This is a genomic window from Enterococcus sp. AZ095b, assembly GCF_051714725.1.
Lineage (GTDB): Bacteria > Bacillota > Bacilli > Lactobacillales > Enterococcaceae > Enterococcus_B > Enterococcus_B pernyi.
Window position 1 is genome coordinate 2,685,001 of sequence record NZ_JBIOSL010000001.1, and the last position, 20,353, is coordinate 2,705,353.

General features: G+C 39.7%; 15 protein-coding genes, 1 rRNA gene and 1 pseudogene (1 of these 17 cut by a window edge). 5 read left to right on the top strand and 12 right to left on the bottom strand.

The annotated features are described in order from the left end of the window. From IGJ99_RS12845 to IGJ99_RS12890, 10 genes and pseudogenes are all read right to left on the bottom strand, one after another. Window positions 1–762 (bottom strand): 16S ribosomal RNA (locus tag IGJ99_RS12845); it reaches 799 nt to the left of the window's first position. 596 nt (window positions 763–1,358) lie between these two features. Next, window positions 1,359–2,920: pseudogene (locus IGJ99_RS12850) on the bottom strand (glycoside hydrolase family 43 protein). Further along, window positions 2,907–3,332: a DUF4064 domain-containing protein gene (locus IGJ99_RS12855; protein ID WP_438748729.1), complete on the bottom strand. Its 426-nt coding sequence runs from the start codon at window positions 3,330–3,332 to the stop codon at window positions 2,907–2,909. The pseudogene IGJ99_RS12850 and the gene IGJ99_RS12855 overlap by 14 nt, the downstream one beginning before the upstream one ends. Then, window positions 3,333–4,238 (bottom strand): pectinesterase family protein, encoded by a 906-nt coding sequence (locus IGJ99_RS12860; RefSeq protein ID WP_438748731.1) that lies wholly within the window; start codon window positions 4,236–4,238, stop codon window positions 3,333–3,335. Next, the gene (locus IGJ99_RS12865; protein WP_438770873.1) at window positions 4,238–5,119 is read right to left on the bottom strand and encodes an alpha/beta hydrolase family protein; all 882 of its coding nucleotides are present in this window, start codon (window positions 5,117–5,119) and stop codon (window positions 4,238–4,240) included. Before IGJ99_RS12865 ends, IGJ99_RS12860 begins: the two co-directional genes overlap by 1 nt. 5 nt (window positions 5,120–5,124) lie before the next feature. Further along, window positions 5,125–6,444 carry a glycoside hydrolase family 28 protein gene (locus IGJ99_RS12870; protein WP_438770874.1) on the bottom strand — a complete coding sequence of 440 codons (1,320 nt, stop codon included), beginning with the start codon at window positions 6,442–6,444 and terminating at the stop codon, window positions 5,125–5,127. Beyond that, complete coding sequence (locus IGJ99_RS12875) at window positions 6,441–7,544, bottom strand: glycoside hydrolase family 88/105 protein (RefSeq protein WP_010734178.1); 1,104 nt, start codon at window positions 7,542–7,544, stop codon at window positions 6,441–6,443. Before IGJ99_RS12875 ends, IGJ99_RS12870 begins: the two co-directional genes overlap by 4 nt. A 78-nt stretch (window positions 7,545–7,622) precedes the next feature. Beyond that, window positions 7,623–9,131, bottom strand: coding sequence for an extracellular solute-binding protein (locus IGJ99_RS12880; RefSeq protein ID WP_023520458.1), 1,509 nt, complete (start codon window positions 9,129–9,131; stop codon window positions 7,623–7,625). Beyond that, entirely contained in the window at window positions 9,128–9,769 is a 642-nt protein-coding gene (locus IGJ99_RS12885; RefSeq protein WP_438748735.1) for a YesL family protein, read from the bottom strand. The genes IGJ99_RS12880 and IGJ99_RS12885 overlap by 4 nt, the downstream gene beginning before the upstream one ends. A gap of 15 nt (window positions 9,770–9,784) precedes the next feature. Continuing rightward, window positions 9,785–10,756, bottom strand: a complete 972-nt coding sequence (locus IGJ99_RS12890; protein WP_062806086.1) for an ABC transporter permease — start codon at window positions 10,754–10,756, stop codon at window positions 9,785–9,787. A 285-nt stretch (window positions 10,757–11,041) separates the two neighbouring features. On the opposite strand from IGJ99_RS12890, the gene IGJ99_RS12895 reads away from it, so the two are divergent. Further along, entirely contained in the window at window positions 11,042–11,914 is an 873-nt protein-coding gene (locus tag IGJ99_RS12895) for a carbohydrate ABC transporter permease (protein ID WP_023520460.1), read from the top strand. A gap of 165 nt (window positions 11,915–12,079) precedes the next feature. Here IGJ99_RS12895 and IGJ99_RS12900 read toward each other — a convergent pair whose 3' ends face one another. Further along, window positions 12,080–14,269: a helix-turn-helix domain-containing protein gene (locus IGJ99_RS12900; RefSeq protein WP_010734173.1), complete on the bottom strand. Its 2,190-nt coding sequence runs from the start codon at window positions 14,267–14,269 to the stop codon at window positions 12,080–12,082. Window positions 14,270–14,641: 372 nt separating this feature from the next. Here IGJ99_RS12900 and IGJ99_RS12905 point away from each other — a divergent pair, with 372 nt between their 5' ends. Genes IGJ99_RS12905 through IGJ99_RS12920 form a run of 4 tightly spaced genes read left to right on the top strand, consistent with a single transcriptional unit; the run spans window position 14,642 to window position 19,703 of the window. Continuing rightward, the gene (locus tag IGJ99_RS12905) at window positions 14,642–16,054 is read left to right on the top strand and encodes a tagaturonate reductase (protein ID WP_438770875.1); all 1,413 of its coding nucleotides are present in this window, start codon (window positions 14,642–14,644) and stop codon (window positions 16,052–16,054) included. Between the two features lie 5 nt (window positions 16,055–16,059). Then, window positions 16,060–17,565, top strand: coding sequence for a UxaA family hydrolase (locus IGJ99_RS12910; RefSeq protein ID WP_438770876.1), 1,506 nt, complete (start codon window positions 16,060–16,062; stop codon window positions 17,563–17,565). Between the two features lie 45 nt (window positions 17,566–17,610). After that, a complete protein-coding gene (gene uxaC, locus IGJ99_RS12915) occupies window positions 17,611–19,014 on the top strand; it encodes a glucuronate isomerase (protein ID WP_010734170.1) in 1,404 nt (467 codons plus the stop codon). Window positions 19,015–19,016: 2 nt separating this feature from the next. Further along, entirely contained in the window at window positions 19,017–19,703 is a 687-nt protein-coding gene (locus IGJ99_RS12920) for a rhamnogalacturonan acetylesterase (protein ID WP_196228137.1), read from the top strand. A gap of 109 nt (window positions 19,704–19,812) precedes the next feature. Here the strand turns inward: IGJ99_RS12920 and IGJ99_RS12925 are convergent, their stop codons facing one another. Further along, window positions 19,813–20,343, bottom strand: coding sequence for a hypothetical protein (locus tag IGJ99_RS12925; protein WP_023520465.1), 531 nt, complete (start codon window positions 20,341–20,343; stop codon window positions 19,813–19,815). Between the last annotated feature and the right edge of the window lie 10 nt (window positions 20,344–20,353).

Genomic DNA, 20,353 nt, shown 5'->3' on the forward strand with positions numbered 1-20,353 from the left:
GACCAGAGAGCCGCCTTCGCCACTGGTGTTCCTCCATATATCTACGCATTTCACCGCTACACATGGAATTCCACTCTCCTCTTCTGCACTCAAGTCTCCCAGTTTCCAATGACCCTCCCCGGTTGAGCCGGGGGCTTTCACATCAGACTTAAGAAACCGCCTGCGCTCGCTTTACGCCCAATAAATCCGGACAACGCTTGCCACCTACGTATTACCGCGGCTGCTGGCACGTAGTTAGCCGTGGCTTTCTGGTTAGATACCGTCAAGGGGTGAACAGTTACTCTCACCCTTGTTCTTCTCTAACAACAGAGTTTTACGATCCGAAAACCTTCTTCACTCACGCGGCGTTGCTCGGTCAGACTTCCGTCCATTGCCGAAGATTCCCTACTGCTGCCTCCCGTAGGAGTTTGGGCCGTGTCTCAGTCCCAATGTGGCCGATCACCCTCTCAGGTCGGCTATGCATCGTGGCCTTGGTGAGCCGTTACCTCACCAACTAGCTAATGCACCGCGGGTCCATCCATCAGCGGCACCGTAAAGCGCCTTTCAAAACGAAACCATGCGGTTTCGATTGTTATACGGTATTAGCACCTGTTTCCAAGTGTTATCCCCTTCTGATGGGCAGGTTACCCACGTGTTACTCACCCGTTCGCCACTCCTCTCTTCCCGGTGGAGCAAGCTCCGGTGGGAAAAGAAGCGTTCGACTTGCATGTATTAGGCACGCCGCCAGCGTTCGTCCTGAGCCAGGATCAAACTCTCATAATATGCTAGTTCCTCACAGCGAAAGCTGATGTGGAACTGTAGTTCGAAATTTACTTTCGAACATCATATAGTTCATTTGTTAAGCTCAATTGTTTGCTAGCATATTGCTTGCTTGTTAAAAATGTTTGTTGTCTTGAATTGAATCAAGACGCCCTACACATTTGGTTTGTCTTACTTTGTTCAGTTTTCAAAGGTCTACGTGATAATTGAAACACAACTGTCTCAGCTTATCATCTGTGATTGCCTTAGCAACTTTTATATCTTAGCAAACTCTCGAGTGATTGTCAACTATTTTTTAAAAGTTTTTTGAACTCGTTTTTCACGAGATCGTTTTAGCAACTCACTTATCATAACTCACCGTTTGTTATTTGTCAACATGTTTTTTTGTTTATTTCTTAATAAAATCAACATCTAAAAACTCATCTCTCATAACCAACTTCGTTATATTATCACATGGAATTATGATTGTCAATAAAACTTTTAAACAAATTTCATGATTGTTTTCATGTTTCAGCAACGTTGACTATACTATCATTAAAAAAAAGATTGGTCAAGGTAAAATTTAACTTTCACTGCACCTAATCTTTTTTTTATTTATTTCATTCCATTTCTATTTCCTGATAGTTGAAATAATCAAAATCAGCATAGCTCCCTCCTCTTACGTTTAAATCATGCACACCAATACCAACAAAGTTTCCTGTAAAACCACCTGTTAGTGTCTGCACATCAATTTCAGCACCGATTTTTTTCCAGTCTTGCGAACGTTTCACATAAAATTGTCCAAAAGTCTTTTCAACAACTACTTTAATCACTGTCTCTCTTCCTCTTAGCGGATAAATTTCAGGCCTAATCGTAACATGACCGTCAACTGCACTAAGTAATCGGAGACACTTCCCTATCTTTTCATCCCAGGTCATACAGCAATAATAATAATTTTCTTCATTTAGAAAAAGAAGCAGCCCAGCCATTTGGTTGAAGTGCTTTGGCTCATATTCCATCTTAGTTTGTGCAATAAATGAAAACGTTGTTTGCCGTATCGCTAATAAGTGTTGGTCAAACGTTGACTGCAGTGATTCTCCTGCGAGCATTCTTAGATAGCCATATCGGCTAGTCAAATCCCACCAAGTTATGTTTGGTAAACAACGACGAGCGTTCCAACTTTTTTTCATTTCACCTGCAAAATCATCAAAAAAACAAGAATTGATCTTTTGGATCACTTTCTCTTGTGTTGGAATGGTGACGATCTCTCTTGGTTCATTTCCTCCTTCTTTTATCCGCAACCAATAGTCTTCCGTCCAATACACTTCTTGAATAGCTGTTTCTCTACCTAAGATAGCAACACCTTCGATAGGGCGAGTACAAAGATGGACTATATACCATCTGTCGAATTCTGTTTGAACTAAACTTGCATGTCCCGCACATTGTAAACTTGAGCTTGGATAACCACTTGCTGTCAACATTGGATTTTGGGGATCGACTTTGTATGGTCCTAACAAATCACGACTACGACACACGGTAACAGCATGTCCACTACCAGTACCACCTTCAGCAGTCAGCAAATAATAGTAATCATTGACATAGTAAAGATGAGGTGCTTCGGTCTTTGCGAGTTCGGTTCCTGTAAAGATCGTGTGAATCGACCCGACTAGTTGTTTTTGTTTTGCATCATATTCTTGAATGACGATCCCTGCTGATTTATTAGGTGTAGTTAGTCGAAAATCCCAGATTTCATTCAAAAGCCATTTCCTACCTGTACGTGGATCATGAAAAAGCGAGGGATCAAAACCACTACTATTTAGATAGATTGGACTTTCCCAAGGTCCATTGATATCCTCTGCGATCATCATGTAATTGTGGGTGTCTTTAAAAGGACGTGTTACGCTTTTAACCTCTGTATAAATAAGATAAAATCGCCCAGCTGAGTAACTGATTTGTAGCGCCAGATACTTCCATTGATTGGATGACCCTTTAACGATACTTGATCAGTTAAAATATCTGTTTTATGTTCCCAATTAATCAGATCTGTCGATTCATATACACGAATACCTGGTAACCACTCAAAAGAAGAAACGATCACATAATAAGAACTACCCACTTTCAAAATATTCGGGTCCGGATTAAATCCTCGAATGATTGGATTGACTACTTTACTTTGAAACATCCGATCTCCACCTTTGCTCTATTTTTTGGCGATACATACTTGAACCCGCTGCTAATAGATAGAAAAAGACAAAAGGGTACGCAATGAATTGTGTACCGAACAACAGCAGGACTCCTGAAATCAAATAAATGAGTGCCGCCATCGGACTTGCTTTTCCCTTCAACGATAGATAAAGAGCCAGACACAGCCCAACCAATGAGAGGAATAGGCTAACGCTAAACAACCCCGTCATGCTCCGTAGTGACTCAAAGGTTTCTTTTACACTACCAAAGACCTCTAATGAGAGAGCTTGGTATGTTTCTCGGAAATTTGAAAGAGACATTTGATTGAAGGTCACAGCAATCCCACCAAAAAACAACAAAGCGGTAGACCCACCGATCAAGCCAAAAGTTATTTCCCATTTTTTCGTCATCTAATCGACCTCCGTTTCCACAGTACCCCATGATTCGCGACAAATTCCCCTTTGATACCTATTATTTTTTTCATAAAAGCGTGCTGTTTGTCTGTTTTGTTTCTCATCCCAGTCATGCCAGCCACTTTGGTAGACATGCGCTCCTACATCACACGCTTCAAATGTCACCTGAGCATACGGACGCCAAGGTCGACCTAAATAGACAGAAGGTGCCTCGTAATCTGCGATGATTGCACACCTAAAAAAAAGAAAACCTCGTTCTTGTTCTTTTACCGTTGAAGCGGCTGTGATATAACCATTAGAAGAACTAACCAAACTGTGGATGAAACAGCGGTAAAACAACGCATCTGCCCCACCGAAAATAAAGTCCACCGTCCCTTCGATCCAACATCGTTCATAAGATTGCCGACAATACTTACGCTCCTTTAACACTGGGGTAAAAAATGGGCGACCATCTTTTTGAATCGGAGGCAACGGTCCTGTGCATAATGTATCTTGTTGCCCGCACAACCGACAATTGATCAACTGGACTTGATGGGCATAATTGAATAGCGCGACTGCTTGACCTACTTGTTCTCCTGCACCAGCGTTATTGATGATTTGTATATTTTCGAGACGAATATTTTCTCCTTCAAGAAATAGTGTCGCGGTTCGAAATGTTTCTCTTGCTTCACCAGATGAAAGTGTTTGTTTCGCAAAACGGCATCCAACAATCTTTACTTCTCCTTGTCCAAACATTTGGAAATTTGACAGCCGACATTCGATATATTCATGATAGACCCCTTCTCGAATGATCATGGTCTTTTTTACGTAATTCGGCAATGAGCTAAGATGAGCAATTCCTGCTTGAATGGTCTGATAGTCTGCTTTTCTTGGAATCGGGTCGATCACGATTTCTGTCTTCATTATAGGTACTCCTTTAAAAATGCTTGCCACTTCATTCGCATATCACGTGTTTCAAAGTGTCCACCATTTAAAGAGTATCCTTGAAAATTCGTTGGCACTCCCAATTGTTGATAATACAAATCTAGCTGTTTATTCAAGCGACAGACGCCTTCTGTTGGACACATTCGATCGTTTTTTCCTACTATAGTGAGGCGTTTACGAGGAGCAATTTTTTGCTGAATAGCTAGGGTCGTATACTCCGTCAATAAATCAGGAACATAATAATAGTAACCGTGGTAGTCTAACATTTGATGTTTCAAGAGTGTTTCAACCTCTACTTGGCTAGCTAGGTCAATACATACTTTCACACGTTCACCCAATGCACTTGTCCACCAACTTAATAGTCCACCCATAGATAACCCGATCGTTGCGATACGTTGTGTGTCAATATCTTCTCGTGTTTCCAAGTAGTCGATCAAGCTTAGCACATCAAAGATCCGCATTCCCCAAAGTGTTCGTCCTGTTAATAAGAATCGCTTAAAAAGTTCACTTTCAGCAATTCCGCCGCGTTCTTCAAATCCCCAAGCATCAATCGCCCATATACCATACCCCATACTCATCAAGGCCTTTGCAAACGAAGGTTCTACAAAATAGGATGCACCTGCTAGTAATTCACTTTTTCCTAGTGAAAAATCACCCCCATGTGAATGCAGATAGATCACAGCAGGCAAAGGTTCCTTCTTTTTTACTGGATAAACATAAATGGCAGAAACAGGTTCAAGATCATTTAATATCAATTGATAATACTCAATTACTTGATCATCAATGATTTTTTGTGATAAACAGCTACCACTCGGTCTCAAGCAACGTGCGTCTTTCCCTAAGTACTCGATCAACTCCATTTTATTTAAGTTCCTTCTACAATAGATACATTCTTTTTATCCAACTCTGTCGATCGCATACGTTTAATTTCGATATCTTCCGAATCTTCAATCATGATTGCTGGTCCTTCATGATGATCGATCGTGATCTGCTGGAAAGAAATATGCTTACCAAACCGCACATAAAATCCTTGTTGGCGCATGGGTTCTAAACCTGTCATCATAGCTGGTACGCCCGCTTTTGCATCTTTTGCCATTGATATATCGACATGATCGAAAGAAATGTCTTGAACCGCTTGTTCTACTAGACCATAAATAAATCCCGCGGAAGCATGAACATTTCGAGCAGTGATCGATGAAAAATGAACACGTCGAACTTGTGGCGTTCGCTCATCGATTGGATACACTTCCTTGTCCCAGACATAAGGATCTTTGCCACGAGGCCCGCAAAAATAATAAAGATTGATGACAAACGGACACAGTACTTGGTCCATGATCAAATTAGTTACTCGGACATCTTCGATCATTCCACCTCGACCTCGGCGTGTCTTTAATCGAATTCCACGATCGGTTTGTTGGAATACACAGTTCGAAATCGTTACATTCCGAATCCCGCCACTCATTTCACTGCCCAAAACTACGCCACCATGACCGTGTACCATCGTACAATTAGTGATCGTGATATTTTGACAAGGCACTTTATTAACGGCATCCTCTGTCCCTGCTTTGATCGCAATACAGTCATCGCCCACATCAATATGGCAATTACTGATATGCACATTATGACAAGACTCTGGATCAATACCGTCTGTGTTCGGCGAATCAGCAGGATTACAAATGACTACGTGATCGATAGTCACATCTTGGCAATGATTCGGATGGATCGTCCAACTTGGTGAGTCGACCAACTGGATATCACGAATCGTTACTCGTCGACAATGATCAAAACCAAGCAATTTTGGTCGCGGGTACTCAAGTGTTTCATGCTCCTCTCGAAAAATGCGCCACCAGTTAGGACCACTACCATCTAATTTCCCTAAACCAGTGACAGCAATATTTTCTGCATGTTGCGCATAGATACATGAAGCATAGACCTTTTTAGGTACCCCCTCCCAGCTGGATAAAATGGCTGAATACTGGGCTGGGTCATCTGTAAATTTCAATACTGCTCCAGGAGAAAGATACAACTCCACATTACTTTTCAAGCACAATGGCCCCGTTAAAAACTGCCCACTTGGAATGGTTACTCTTCCCCCACCTGCTTCTGCTACTTGATCAATGGCTTGTTGGATCACCGTCGTGTTGAGTATATCGACTGAGGCACCTAAGCTTAAAATATTTATCACCTAGATACACCTTCCACTTCTACTAAGGCTTGCAAAAAAGCCCCAACACCTTTTTGATCATTACATACGATTGGCTCACTAATATAGTAGGCATAAGAACCATCTCTTTGGTCCGCCCCACCTAGACCTGCAACTTGGCAATTTTTATTCAGATTCAACCAGCCTTCTTTTGTTTCCAAAACAAATTCATCAAATAAGCCTTGATAAGATTTTTTCAACTGAGGAAACCACACTTCCTTCTCCAATATTCCTATGCGAATCCCCTTTGCCATCGCATAAACGAACATGCTGCTTCCTGAAGCTTCTAGATAATTACCTTTACGGTTCGTTTCGGTTGTTACTTGGTACCAGGTGCCAGTTTCTGATTGATAAGGTAACAATGCTTCTAATGTGGATGTCAGAATCCGCCCCAATAATCGACAATCCACTTCTTTATGCAACAACTCGTAAGTATCAACACACGCCATCAAATACCAACCAATTGAGCGGCTCCAAAAATGATGAGATAATCCAGTTTCTGTATCCGCCCAAGGTTGGACCTTTTTTTCATCCCACGCATGGAACAATAAATTCGTTTTTGAGTCGAACAATCGCTGATAACTGATCTCGAATTGACATAAAACATCTTGATAGTCTTTTTTCGACGTAAAGGTTTGGATATATTCCGCATAAAAAGGCGCTCCCATGTACAATCCATCTAACCATATTTGCCAAGGATAGATTGCCTTATGCCAAAATACACCTTCAGATGTTCGTGGGTGATTCAACAATTGTTTGGCACAAGTTTCTGCTGCTTTGCGATATTTCTCATCTCCTGTTTCTTTATAGAGTATAAAGAACAGTTTTCCGGTATTGATATGGTCGATATTGTATTCTTCTAATTCATAGCCTTTGATCGATCCATCTTCTTGTACGAAGTAATCAATGTTTGTTTGGATGAAGTCTAAGTACTTCTTCTCCTTTGTTTTCAGCCATAACAACTGAAATCCTTTCAAAACAACGCCATAATCATAAGACCATTTTTGTTTATATCCTTTATCTAGATACAAATAGGGTGTACGCGCCATAATACTATCTGCTAATTTCTCTGACCAATTCAATCTTCTTCCTCCAATCAATCATTTTAAGAGAGAAAGGGTTGCGGTTGGAATGGTTACAGCCCTTTCTTGATATATCTACTATTGCTGTGCAGCTTTATAAGCCTCTTCGTATTCTTCAGCAATTTGATCGCCACCTTGGGCACGCCAATTGCTGATTGCTTGTTTGAATCCATCTTCATCTATTTGTCCCATAATATATTGGACAGTTGCATCGATCATGATTTTTTCGATTTCTGAACCGACTTCATTGTTTTTCTCTGAATCTAATGGAACCGTTGGATCTAACACAACAAACTGTTCATTTTCCTTGACTAATTGATTGGATAATTCTTTCTCTGGATCAGCATCTTTAAACGAAAATGTGACTTCACTTGGTCTTGAACTAGACAATGGTTGCACTTCCTGTTGCCAAAGATCCATGTCGATATATTCGATTGCGCCATCGTCTTGCAATTGGTAATGTGTTCCTTCAATACCACCTGTCATCAATTTATACATATCTTCTTCTAATAAATCATCGACAAACTGAAGTAATTTCTTCAATTGTGCTTCATCTTTGACCGAGGATTTAGGAAATGCCAATAATCCCCCTACGCCATTTCCTTCTGACCACACATGATAATCCCCATCTTCACCATCTGATATTTTATTTACTGGCACAAGCTCCATCTCTGGTTGAATATCTTTCCCCATATTTTTTAGGTTTTTGATATCGATCATCCCGGTATAGATCCCTGTCTTACCTTGTGCAAATTGTTCCTGTTGGTCTGTCTTTTGAGTCACTGCAAAGTCTTGTGCTAAGTAACCGTTTTCAAATAAATCTCTAGAAAAATCCATCGCTTTCTTATATTCAGCTGTATCAAATTCGGGAGTAAATTTTCCGTTGCTCTCTACTTTCCAACCATTTGGTGCGCCGTAATACGAAGTGAATAATTTGAAGCTTGTATAACGGATATCACTTGGCGCGCGATCGCCAAAACCAACCGTATCATCGACACCATTGCCGTCTGGATCATTTTCTGTGAATTGTTTTGCTACTCCATAAAGTTCATCCAATGTATCTGGTACTTCTAAGCCTAGATTATCTAACCAATCTTTCCGGATAACTAAACCTGCACGAGCATAGTCTTTTTGCATAGGTACGCCATACAATGCACCATCGATACTTGCCGCTTCGATTCGATCCTCTGATATTTTACTTAAATTTTTATAGTCAGCTAAATAATCAGACACATCCCAGAAAACACCGGACTTCAATGCATTTCGTACAGAGGAATTTTTTAGCATAGCAATTTGTAGTGTCACGATATCTCCCAGCTCATTTGAAGCTAATGCAGTGGTCAACCGTTCCTCTTTTGACGCATCAGGAATCCAGTTAAACGTCAATTCTGTATTGGTTTTCTCCTCGATTTTATCAACGATCGTATCATTAGGTGGTGAAGCTGTATGTAAAATGTTCAACCACGTGATTCGCGTTTTCCCATCCTCTGTATCTGCGGATGTGTCACTTGAATCATTGCCACAAGCTGACAAAGCAAGTATGCTGAGTAAACCGATCCCTGCTGTTACTAACGTTTTTTTCTTCATAATTGTTCTCCTTCACTGAATGTATTTTTATCTATTGCTACTTCTTTCTTTTTAAGACGATCAAATAGTTGCACCGCTGTCCAAGTGATGGCAAAAAAGAAGAAGCTACTCCCCATGAACGTCAACATACCCGGCATCAAGCGAATAATTATCGCGTAACTGCCAATAATGATCAACAGTAAAACGAGTGAATAATGTAACTGAGAAAAACCGAATAAAAAAGCCATTTTGATTTTATAAAACATCCCTTGCCATTGGTAATGGGCCATAATTGGGAAAATATATAGTGCAGATAACACGTAAAAAAAGCTAATGACCAAAATCACAACGCGTAAACACCAATTTTGGATATAGGCAAGATCTACGTATAAGACGAAAGCAACTGAAAAATACAACCAACTGATCAACAACGTTTCTTTGTAGTTTTCTTTAAAATAGTGAAAGTACGTCTGTGTCAGTGGAAAATCCTCAGATGAGCGTAACCACTTCCGGATTACTGAGACCATTGCGTAAGACGCTGGACCAAAAGTGAATAGTCCGAGACCCAAAACAACTAATATTCCCCACAAAAAATTTAAGTAAATGAGTTGCAGGAGTCTGATTAATTTTTTATTTGTACTCTCTAACTTTTGCAACATCTGTTTGCTCCTTTTCTAGTACACACCGTCTTCACCCAGTTTTTTTGCTACCTTGTTCGCAAGTATGACCATAAACAAGCCTACTACACCTTTGAACAAGCCCATTGAAGTACTAAAACTTAATTGTCCATTTTTCAATCCAGCAGTATAGATATATGTATCAAAAATCTCTGCCACACTGCGATTCAATGAATTGAGTAGTAAGTACATATGCTCAAATCCTAGGTCAAGTGTTTGACCTATTTTCAAAATCAACAAGGTAATGATCACTGGACGGATCGCAGGTAATGTCACATGCCATGTCTTACGTAAACGTCCTGCGCCATCCATTTCGGCTGCTTCATATAATTGCGTATCTACTGCGGTAATCGCAGAAAGGTAAATGATTGTTGACCAACCGAGTTCTTTCCAAATCACCTGTCCAATGTAGACTGTTCGTGTCCAATCAGGTGATGTCAAAAAACTTATTTTATCTAACCCAATACTGGCCAAAAATTCATTGATGACTCCACCGTCCACATTTAAAAAAACATAGGTGATCGAGACGATGATGACCCAAGACATGAAATGTGGAATGTAAATGATTGTTTGGATACTATTCTTGAATCGCTTGCTGGTTACTTCATTCAATAGAAGCGACAGAATGATCGGCATTGGGAAAAAGACAAAAATATTCAGTCCAAACAAAATCAGCGTATTCCTCAACAACATAAAAAATGTTGGCTCAGTAAATAAACGAATAAAGTGCTTGAAACCAACCCAAGGACTCCCCAGAATCCCCAGATAGGGTTGATAGTCTTGGAACGCAATCACTAAGCCACCCATAGGTAAATATCTGAAAACAATGAAATAAAGGATTCCTGGAAGAATCATCAAGTACAAAAATTTATTCGTTTTGATTCCAGCAATCGTCTTCCTTCTTCTTTTTGTTCGTTCTTCCTTTTTTGATAAAGTAATTGAACCTAGCTCTCTTTTTACACTCTCCATAAGCCCTCCTTGTTAAACATTGTGTGACTTTATTCGCTATCCACAGCATAAAGGAAGAAAAGTGATTCCGTATATAATCATTTTCACTGACGTAGGTAACTGGCGATCATCACTTGATTAATCACTTTTCTGCTTCATCTGTTTGATTTTTTAGGAAATGCCCGTTCCATCTATATGAAACCTCCTGATTTACCCTCCCTAAAAAATGATTATGTACGTAATTTCAAGCAGATGATAGATTGGAGGTACAAAAATACTTATGGTTTAAAGGAGGGTTCTCTCTAAATGAAAAAAAAGGTTTCGCTTGGAGAAAAAAGCTTTACGATTTTTAATTCTATTTTTCTACTATTATTAGCTTTGATCTGTATCGTACCGTTTTTAAATATCATCGCCACTTCATTTGCTTCTACACAAGAAGTCGTAGCAAAAAAATTCATCCTTTTCCCGACTACGTTTTCTTTAGATGCCTATCGTTACATCTTATCTACACCAACGATTTTTCGAGCTTTAGCTGTTTCTATTGGTGTTACTGGGCTTGGGACAGTCGTCAGCATGTGCGTGACTTCATTGATGGCCTATGGATTATCACGTAAATATCTTTTTGGGCGAGGCTTTTTTAACTTTATGGTTGTCTTCTCCATGCTCTTTAGTGGTGGAATGATCCCGACATTCTTAGTGGTGCGCTCTTTGGGGTTGATCAATTCGTACTGGTCGATGATCCTACCTGTAACTGTCAACGCCATGAACATGATCATCATGCGTAACTTTTTTCAAGCTTTACCTAATAGTTTAGAAGAATCTGCCAAAATGGATGGCTGTACTGATTTTGGGGTCTTTTTCAAAATTATGTTGCCTCTTGCTTTACCTTCTATTGCGACGATTTCACTTTTTTATGCTGTGACCTATTGGAATACTTATATGACGGCGATTTTATACATTAACGATTCCTCAAAATGGCCGATCCAAATCTTGTTACGTCAAATTGTGATCGTGTCAAGTGGAATGCAAGCAGAAAGTAGTGCTGTCGATATCATCCCGCCGGCACAGACGATCAAAATGGCCGTCATTGTAATTGCTACAGTGCCAATGTTGGTTGCTTATCCGTTTGTTCAAAAGTACTTTGTGAAAGGGGCATTGGTCGGCTCTGTCAAAGGTTGACCCTTTCACACTTAAAGATACGCGTAAAAATAATTATTCATTTAAATAGCACGATCTAAGAAAAATTCATTTTTCAAAGATCGTGCTATTTCTCGCAATCGAAACAACTATTTTTCCTAAGTAACTTATGTAGGACTTTAATGATCGACGTTCACTAAGTTGTCCTCAACGGTTTTTCTTACGGTACTCACCAGGAGTGACGGATTCTTTCTTTTTGAAAAAGCGAATAAAGTTTTGTGAGTTACGATATTTGAGTCTTTCTGCAATTTCTTTCACGGATAACGTCGTTTCTTTCAACCATTTCTTAGCAATCTCTAAGCGGTAGTTCTGAATGAAATCTCCAAAGTTTTCACCGGTTTCTTTCTTGAACACATTACTCAAATAGTTAGGATTATAGTGCAGACGGTCTGCCACCATGTCTAGTGATAGATCACGATCGTATTCGCTATAGATGATATGGATCATTTTTTCTGATAACGATTTAAACTCTTGCTCCGTGATTTCTTGAGCACTTTTTGTGATTGGTTGAACAAATTGTTCTAACAGCAATTGTTCAAGTTCTTGAGAATGATAAGTATGTAATACCTTAACATATATTTGCTTCAATTCTTCAAACTGCGTAATATTCACACCCAATAGTTGTCCCAACTGAACAAATTCATTGACTAACCGAATAGCTACAACTTCTCGATTCAATCGATTTTTATTTTGAGTGAACATCTCAATGATCAATTCGTGAAGAAGGTGACTGACGTGTTCGTCTCCTGAACGGATGGCTTCAAATAAACGATTTTGTTGTTTCATCGGATATTTGATCAATGTCTTCTCCTGCTGCTCTGAGATGATTTCATGGTAGAACACAATTGAATTTGGTCCAGTGTTTACCCGATGGTATAAGGCTTCTTTCGCTTGGTCGACAGATTGCTTACTGTCATTGAGCGTAGTAAAACATTCACTGATCCCAATGCTAACAGTCAATTTGAGATATTCTTGAATCATTTTTTGGATCTGACGACAGTGATCCATTACTTTTTTATTCGCGAATGCTTCTTCTTTAGGAATTCGATAAATCGTTGCTTGCATTTCTTCGTTTAGCACGATAGGAATCATTCGTTCTTCTTTAGGAACGATCTCAGCAATCATTTGGTTGATAGCCAATAGCAATAAATCTCGTTCTCCTCCATGGCTGTCTTCTAAAAGATCGATCTGCACGATTGCTGTATAGTAACATTCATTTTGCGAGTCGTAGTTGAACTGCCGTAACCGTTGATCCAACTCCCGTTTTTCCACACGATTTCTAAAGAGACTCAAGACAAATAATGTTTCTAGTTGTGGTTTCTGAGTAATCAAATTTGCACTCAATAGTTCATTTTCACCAATTACTTGGCTCACTGACTGAACAACGTTCTCTAGTTTCTTTCCAGATAAGCCTTCCGAATGAAGATTCAATCGGTCTTGAATCTGGCTGATAGGACGAACATATCGCTCAGAAAAGATATAGGACAAGCCCCCTACTAAAATGATCAAAGTAAAGGATACAGTAGCTAATCCGATTTGCAAGTTTCGGACAGTCGTACCTATAGTTGCAGGATCGATCTCTAATTGATACTGCCATTGATTGTAATCAGATTGGAGCAAGATGAAATTCCGACCATTTCTTTGAACCACTGTTGGTACATTCGCTTCGATATTTTGGACTGTTATCATCCCTTCTCTTGATGATTCAGCATCAGTAAAAAGTATCTCTGCTCCATAATAGATCGTTAAGCGGTCTTCATTGCTTCGTTCAATGATTCGTTTCAGTGCCTGATGGTCGATCGAAGCAAAACCTAGCGCATACTTTTCACTGACTGCTTTAGGTAATGCAACAACCATTTCAATTCCATCTGGTTGTTTCGTCCAAAAAACTTGTTGATCCTGATGGACGTACTGGGCTTTTAAATCAGTCACTTCTTGTGGTGATAGTTGATTCAGCGACCCATTCACGACACCCCAACCGCCTTCTAGGCTGACTAACTTGAACGCATTTTCCTCCATTGCGATCGTTTCAATAAAATTAAGTTCTTTTCGTACTTCGGAATAAATAGTGTAGTCGGTATGATTCAAAGGAGATTGAAATATTTCGGAGAAGTTTTTAGTGGAGCCGTATGTAGCGAAAGAGTATTCAATCGTCCGAAACTTCCATTCTACATTTGTTTTGATTTGTTTCAATAGATTTTGTTTATCTAATAAGTAGTTCTCTTCAATCGATTCATAGGTGTTGGTATAGATAAACAAACTAAAGCCAACGACCAGTACCACACCGATAATAAAAAGCGGCATAAACATTTGATAAAACAACATTTTGTTCCTCATTTAGCTTTCTCCCCCTCCAGAATTAAAAGGCTTACATTTTATGTAAAATTGATTATCTTCTAAAGCAATGAGTATCTTCACTCTTTCAGATTAACATACTACTATTTAAAAACATAAGTTTTTTTGAAAGAGCAAAACCTAACGATAGCAAGCTATATTGACTAAACCTTCCATTCATATTATGATGAATGCGCTACCAAAAAAATTGAACCTAGCATGAAAATCAAAAATAGATTTAGCTATAAAAAAAAACATAAAATCTGTCAAAAAGAAGCATGAAACCGTCATAAAAATAACAAGCATTGATAATTCTCGTTTCGTTCCAGAGATTTTTATCATAAAATTTTTGTCTCACAGAAAGGAAATCATTCGATGGAAAGATTAACTAAAAAGCAATACCCTAAAAACCAAGCTACAATTACTTGTCTACAGTTTGGTGAAGGAAATTTTATGAGAGGATTCGTTGATTGGCAACTTCAGCAGTTAAACAATCAAGGACTCTATCAAGGAAATGTTGCAATCGTCCAGCCACTAGCTCACGGCTTAAGTGACAAGCTGGCTGAACAAGATCAGCTCTATACGGTTCTACTTCAAGGGTTAATTGATGGCAAAGTCATCGATACGACAGAGCCGATCACTGTGATCGACCGTACGCTCAACCCTTACGAGCAATGGCAAAAATTCCTCGCATTGGCAGAAATCGATGAATTAGCCTTTGTTTTTTCTAATACGACAGAAGCTGGTATTAGTTATCATGAAGCCGATACTCGAAATGATATCCCTCCAACAAGCTTCCCCGCAAAATTGACTGCCTTTTTGTATCATCGATTCAAAATGAATAAAAACGGACTTACGATCATCCCATGCGAATTGATTGATCGCAATGCAGAGCTTTTAAAAAAATTCGTTTTACAGTATGCAAAAAATTGGCAGCTTGAAACAAAATTTGTCAATTGGCTACACCAAGAAAATCATTTTTATTGCAGTTTGGTGGATCGGATCGTTCCTGGATTCCCGAGAGATGAAATCGATGAATTGCACCAACGATTGGGATATGACGATCAACTGTTGGTCAAAGCTGAACCATTTATGTTGTGGGTGATCGAAGCACCAGAGGAATTGAATGAACGCTTACCATTGAAAAAAGCAGGTCTGAATGTTGTTTTGACTGATGATTTGACGCCTTATCGTGAGCGGAAAGTCCATCTACTCAATGGTCCTCATACTGCAATGGTGCCGATTGGTCTACTGTCAAACGTCTCAACAGTCGAAGAAGTCATGAAAGATCCTCTGCTATCCGATTACATCAACACATTAGTGACTAGTGAATTGATCCCAATGTTACGCTTACCCGAAGAAGAATTGCTGGCGTACGCTAGACAAATCAACGAACGGTTCTTAAATCCTTTTGCACATCATCAATTACATGCGATTGCTTTGAACAGTGTTGCCAAATTTCAAACACGATTACTACCTATTCTAAAAAAATACATTGAAAAAAGGGAAGCGCTCCCTTCCTACCTGACTGTCTCATTTGCTGCCTTGATCTTGCTTTATCGTTCCGATCATTCGAAAATCCAGGTAAACGATGACCCTATGGTACTCGCTAGCTTCGCTGAAGCTTGGGCTGAGCCAGAGACTGCTGTCCTTCAACTATTGAAAAATCCAACGCTTTGGGGCGAAGATCTATCCGTACTTCCTGATTTAACAGAAACAGTTTCACTTTACGTGAAAGAGATCGATCAAAAAGGCATTCGTAACGTATTACATGAATTGAAAGGATGAAAAAAATGACTGATCCAGATTTCTCCACTCGAATCATCCAATTACACCCACAGGACAGCGTTGTCGTAGCTACTACCACGATTCCAACGAATACAACACTTCGCTTCGATGATGTTACGTTAACTACCTTTGAAGAAATCCCCTTAGGCCATAAAATTGCTTTGTCTGATTTGAGCGCAGGGACTGATGTGATCAAGTATGGCTATCCGATTGGTCATCTCTTGACGGATGTCAAAGCGGGGCAATGGATACATACGCATAATATCAAAACAAATCTTTCTGGTGAGGAAAGCTACCAATACCAACCAAAATCACGCCCCATCGTCTATCCACAAGAAAATCGCACCTTTCAAGGCTATCTTCGTGAAGACGGACAAGCTGGGATTCGCAATGATCTCTTTATCGTTCCAACCGTTGGCTGTGTCAATGGAATTGCTGAATTGATCATCCAAGAGTTTAAAAAACGGCATGCAGCTGACAATCCTTTCGATCATCTCACGATTTTAAAACATCCTTATGGTTGTTCTCAACTAGGTAAGGACCATGAGAATACGAAAAAGATCTTAGCTGATGCCATCCATCACCCGAATGCTGGCGGTGTGCTTGTATTTGGATTAGGTTGTGAAAATAATACGATACAAGAATTAAAAGCTAGTTTAAATAAATATAACAAACAACGAGTAAAATTTTTAACTGCCCAAGATGTCACTGATGAAATAGCACATGGCGTATCATTACTTGAAGAATTAGCAGAAATCGCACGAAGAGATTTCCGTGTTCCTGTTCCTCTGGATAAACTAACGATCGGTTTGAAATGTGGTGGTTCGGATGGATTGTCAGGGATTACTGCCAATCCATTGCTAAGTGCCTTTTCTGACTATTTGATTTCACAAGGAGGTAGCACGATCTTGACGGAAGTGCCTGAAATGTTTGGTGCCGAACAAGTACTGATGGCACGAGCAGAAAATCAAGAAGTCTTTGAATCGATCGTTCGTTTGATCAATGATTTCAAACAATATTTTCTCTCTTATAATGAACCAGTCTATGAAAATCCTTCTCCTGGAAACAAAGCAGGCGGTATCTCTACCTTAGAAGACAAGTCACTTGGTTGCACCCAAAAAGCAGGAAATTCAACGGTAGTCGATGTGTTAGCCTATGGTGATAAAGTACGTAAAACTGGGCTGAGTTTACTGGAGGCACCCGGTAATGACCTTGTTGCCGCATCTGCGTTAGCTTCTGCTGATTGTCAACTCGTCTTGTTCACCACAGGTAGAGGAACACCTTTTGGTTCTTATGTTCCCACGCTGAAAGTATCAACTAACACACCTTTATTCGAACGAAAACAACATTGGATGGACTTTGATGCTGGTGAATTATTGACTCAATCCATGGCAGAGGTCTTACCTTTATTTATCGATAAGATCATCCGTGTTGCGAGCGGAGAAGAGACAAAAAATGAAGCCAACGACGTAAGAGAACTAGCTATTTTTAAAAATGGTGTCACACTTTGATTTTTCTTATCACTACCTAATCTGAAATTGAAAGAAGTGAAGTAAATGTTTTTATCTGATGATTTTTTATTAACCAATCAATGGTCAAAAAAACTGTACCATTCATCTGCTGAAAAAATGCCGATCATCGACTATCACTGTCATCTATCACCAAAAGAAATTTATGAGAACAAACCTTTCACTAATTTGACAGAAGCCTGGTTGAGTGGCGATCATTACAAATGGCGTTTGATGCGAGCTTGCGGGGTTCCTGAAGAAAAAATCACTGGTCACGCCTCAGATTACGAAAAATTTTATGCTTGGTGTCAAACGGTGCCGAAAATCATAGGCAATCCTTTGTATACTTGGACACATCTTGAATTGAAACGTTTCTTCCAAATCGATTTACTGATCAATGAAGAAAATGCCCTTAACATTTGGGAACAAGCAAATAAACGTTTAGCTGAACCAGCGTTTCGGCGACGAGAGATGGCGAAAAATGCGAAGGTGACTGTCATTTGCACAACAGATGACCCCATCGACGAATTAGTTTATCACGAATTATTGGCAAAAGAAGAACCTGATCTCAAAGTATTACCAGCATTCCGTCCTGATGCTGCGTTAAATCTCACCCACGAGGGGTTTTCTGAATGGTTGTCAAAATTGTCTCACGTAATTGGCAAACCAATCGCTGATTACACTTCTTTGATCACCGCATTGAGTCAAAGGATCGACTATTTCCATCAGCATGGCTGTCGCCTATCGGATCATGGATTAGATCGCTTGTCCTATCATACAGCTTCGGAAAATGAGCTTGAACAGATTTTCCAGAAAGCATTGACGAAAGAAACACTGACACAAACAGAAATTGATGCTTATCGAACGGAAACACTCAACCGGCTGATCACTTTATATCATGCGCATGGTTGGACGATGCAGTTGCATCTCCATGCTTATCGTAACTGCAATACCCAAGCATTCACACGCTTAGGGCCAGATACTGGTTATGACGGAATCAACGATCAACCACTAACCAGCCACCTGCAACAGTTATTGGATCATGCCGATCAAACCAGTCAATTACCAAAGACGATCCTTTATTCACTCAATCCAAATGATTATCCCTTACTTCTTGCTCTGATGGGTTGCTTTCAAAAGGAAACCGCCGGAAAACTTCAACTCGGTTCTGGTTGGTGGTATAACGATACCCGAGCAGGCATGCGTGAACAGATGACACAACTTGCTGATGGCGGTGTTTTAGGAAATTTCGTCGGTATGTTGACGGATTCTCGCAGCTTTCTCTCTTATACACGACACGAGTATTTCCGACGCGTTCTCTGTGAGCTGATCGGTGAAATCGTGGAACGAGGTGAAGCGCCCGAAGACATCCATCTTTTAGGAACCTTAGTGGAAGATATCTGTTATACAAATGCGCGAAACTATTTCGGTTTTTTTGAGGAAGAAGAATGACTATGCAAACGATCCATATCGCAGGCGACTCCACTGCTTCGATCAAAAACATGACTGCTCGACCAGAAACCGGCTGGGGAGAAGTTCTTGGTAAATACTTCCAGCCTAAGATTCGGGTAAACAATCAAGCAAAAAATGGCCGTAGTTCAAAATCATTCATTGAAGAAGGACGATTCACTCGCTTGAAAGAAGAATTTCAAGCGGGGGACTTTTTGCTGATCCAGTTTGGCCACAACGACCAAAAAATCACTGAAGCAAAAGGAACAGAACCATATGGTGGGTATATAGATGCACTTGCTATCTATGCACAAACAGCCTTATCCTCAAATGTACAGCCAATTTTCTTGACCCCTGTCACACGACGCCTTTACTTGAAAAATGGGCAATTAGATCCGAACTGCTTAGGAGAATATCCAAAAGCAATGAGGCAATTCGCAGAAAAAAATAACTACCCCATTTTGGATGTTTTCACTCGTTCACAAGCAACTCTTCAACAGTATACGCAAGAAGAAACAAAAAAGTTCTACTTGCATTTACCAGTTGATACTTATGAAAATTATCCCTCAGGACTTTGTGACAACACCCATTTTAGTCCAGAAGGCGCTGCTTTAGTCGCTCAACTCGTCGTTGAACTACTAAAAGAAACTGATCTTCCATTAGTAAATTATCTTGATACTCCTCATATCTAAAACTTGATTCAAAGGATTTACAATTTTACCCAGACAAAGCAAAAACTTAAAGCATACAATATGCTTTAAGTTTTTGTTTTGTCTATTAAATTAGGACTCAATGATACGATCAAAGGCTTTGTGTTCGATCATTATTCTTTTGTTTTTCCGCTAATGAAGGTCTTCTAGCCGTAATTGCCAAGCTGACGCCCTCTTTTAATTTTTCAAACATAAAAAGATCTTTGTTTTCTACTTGTAGACTTTGGCGGATTTCTTGGAAGATCATTCGTTGGTCTTTCACTGTATAACGTGCATATTCGTGAATATAGCGATGAGTTACCATAAATGAAAGAAGAGCAAAAGGCGTGTGATTCTTTTGTTTTTCTGTTAACCGCTGATATATGACTCGATCCAGTTTTTCTGCCCAGATCAAACTGTTTTGATAATGCTCGAAATGCGTTTTTGTGGATACCCAACGAAAATTTTTATCATAGGCCCATGAATCTTCGACAAGCTGATGTTTCAATTTTTTTAGTGTCTGTAGTAACTCTTTTGTTCGTTTATGTAGGATAAATTGATTGAAAAGGGCTAAGTCAAAAGGTTTCGTAACATTCAATTCTTTAATAGGTGCGGTAATTTCGATCGTCATTTTCTTTGGCATAGGTTCACAT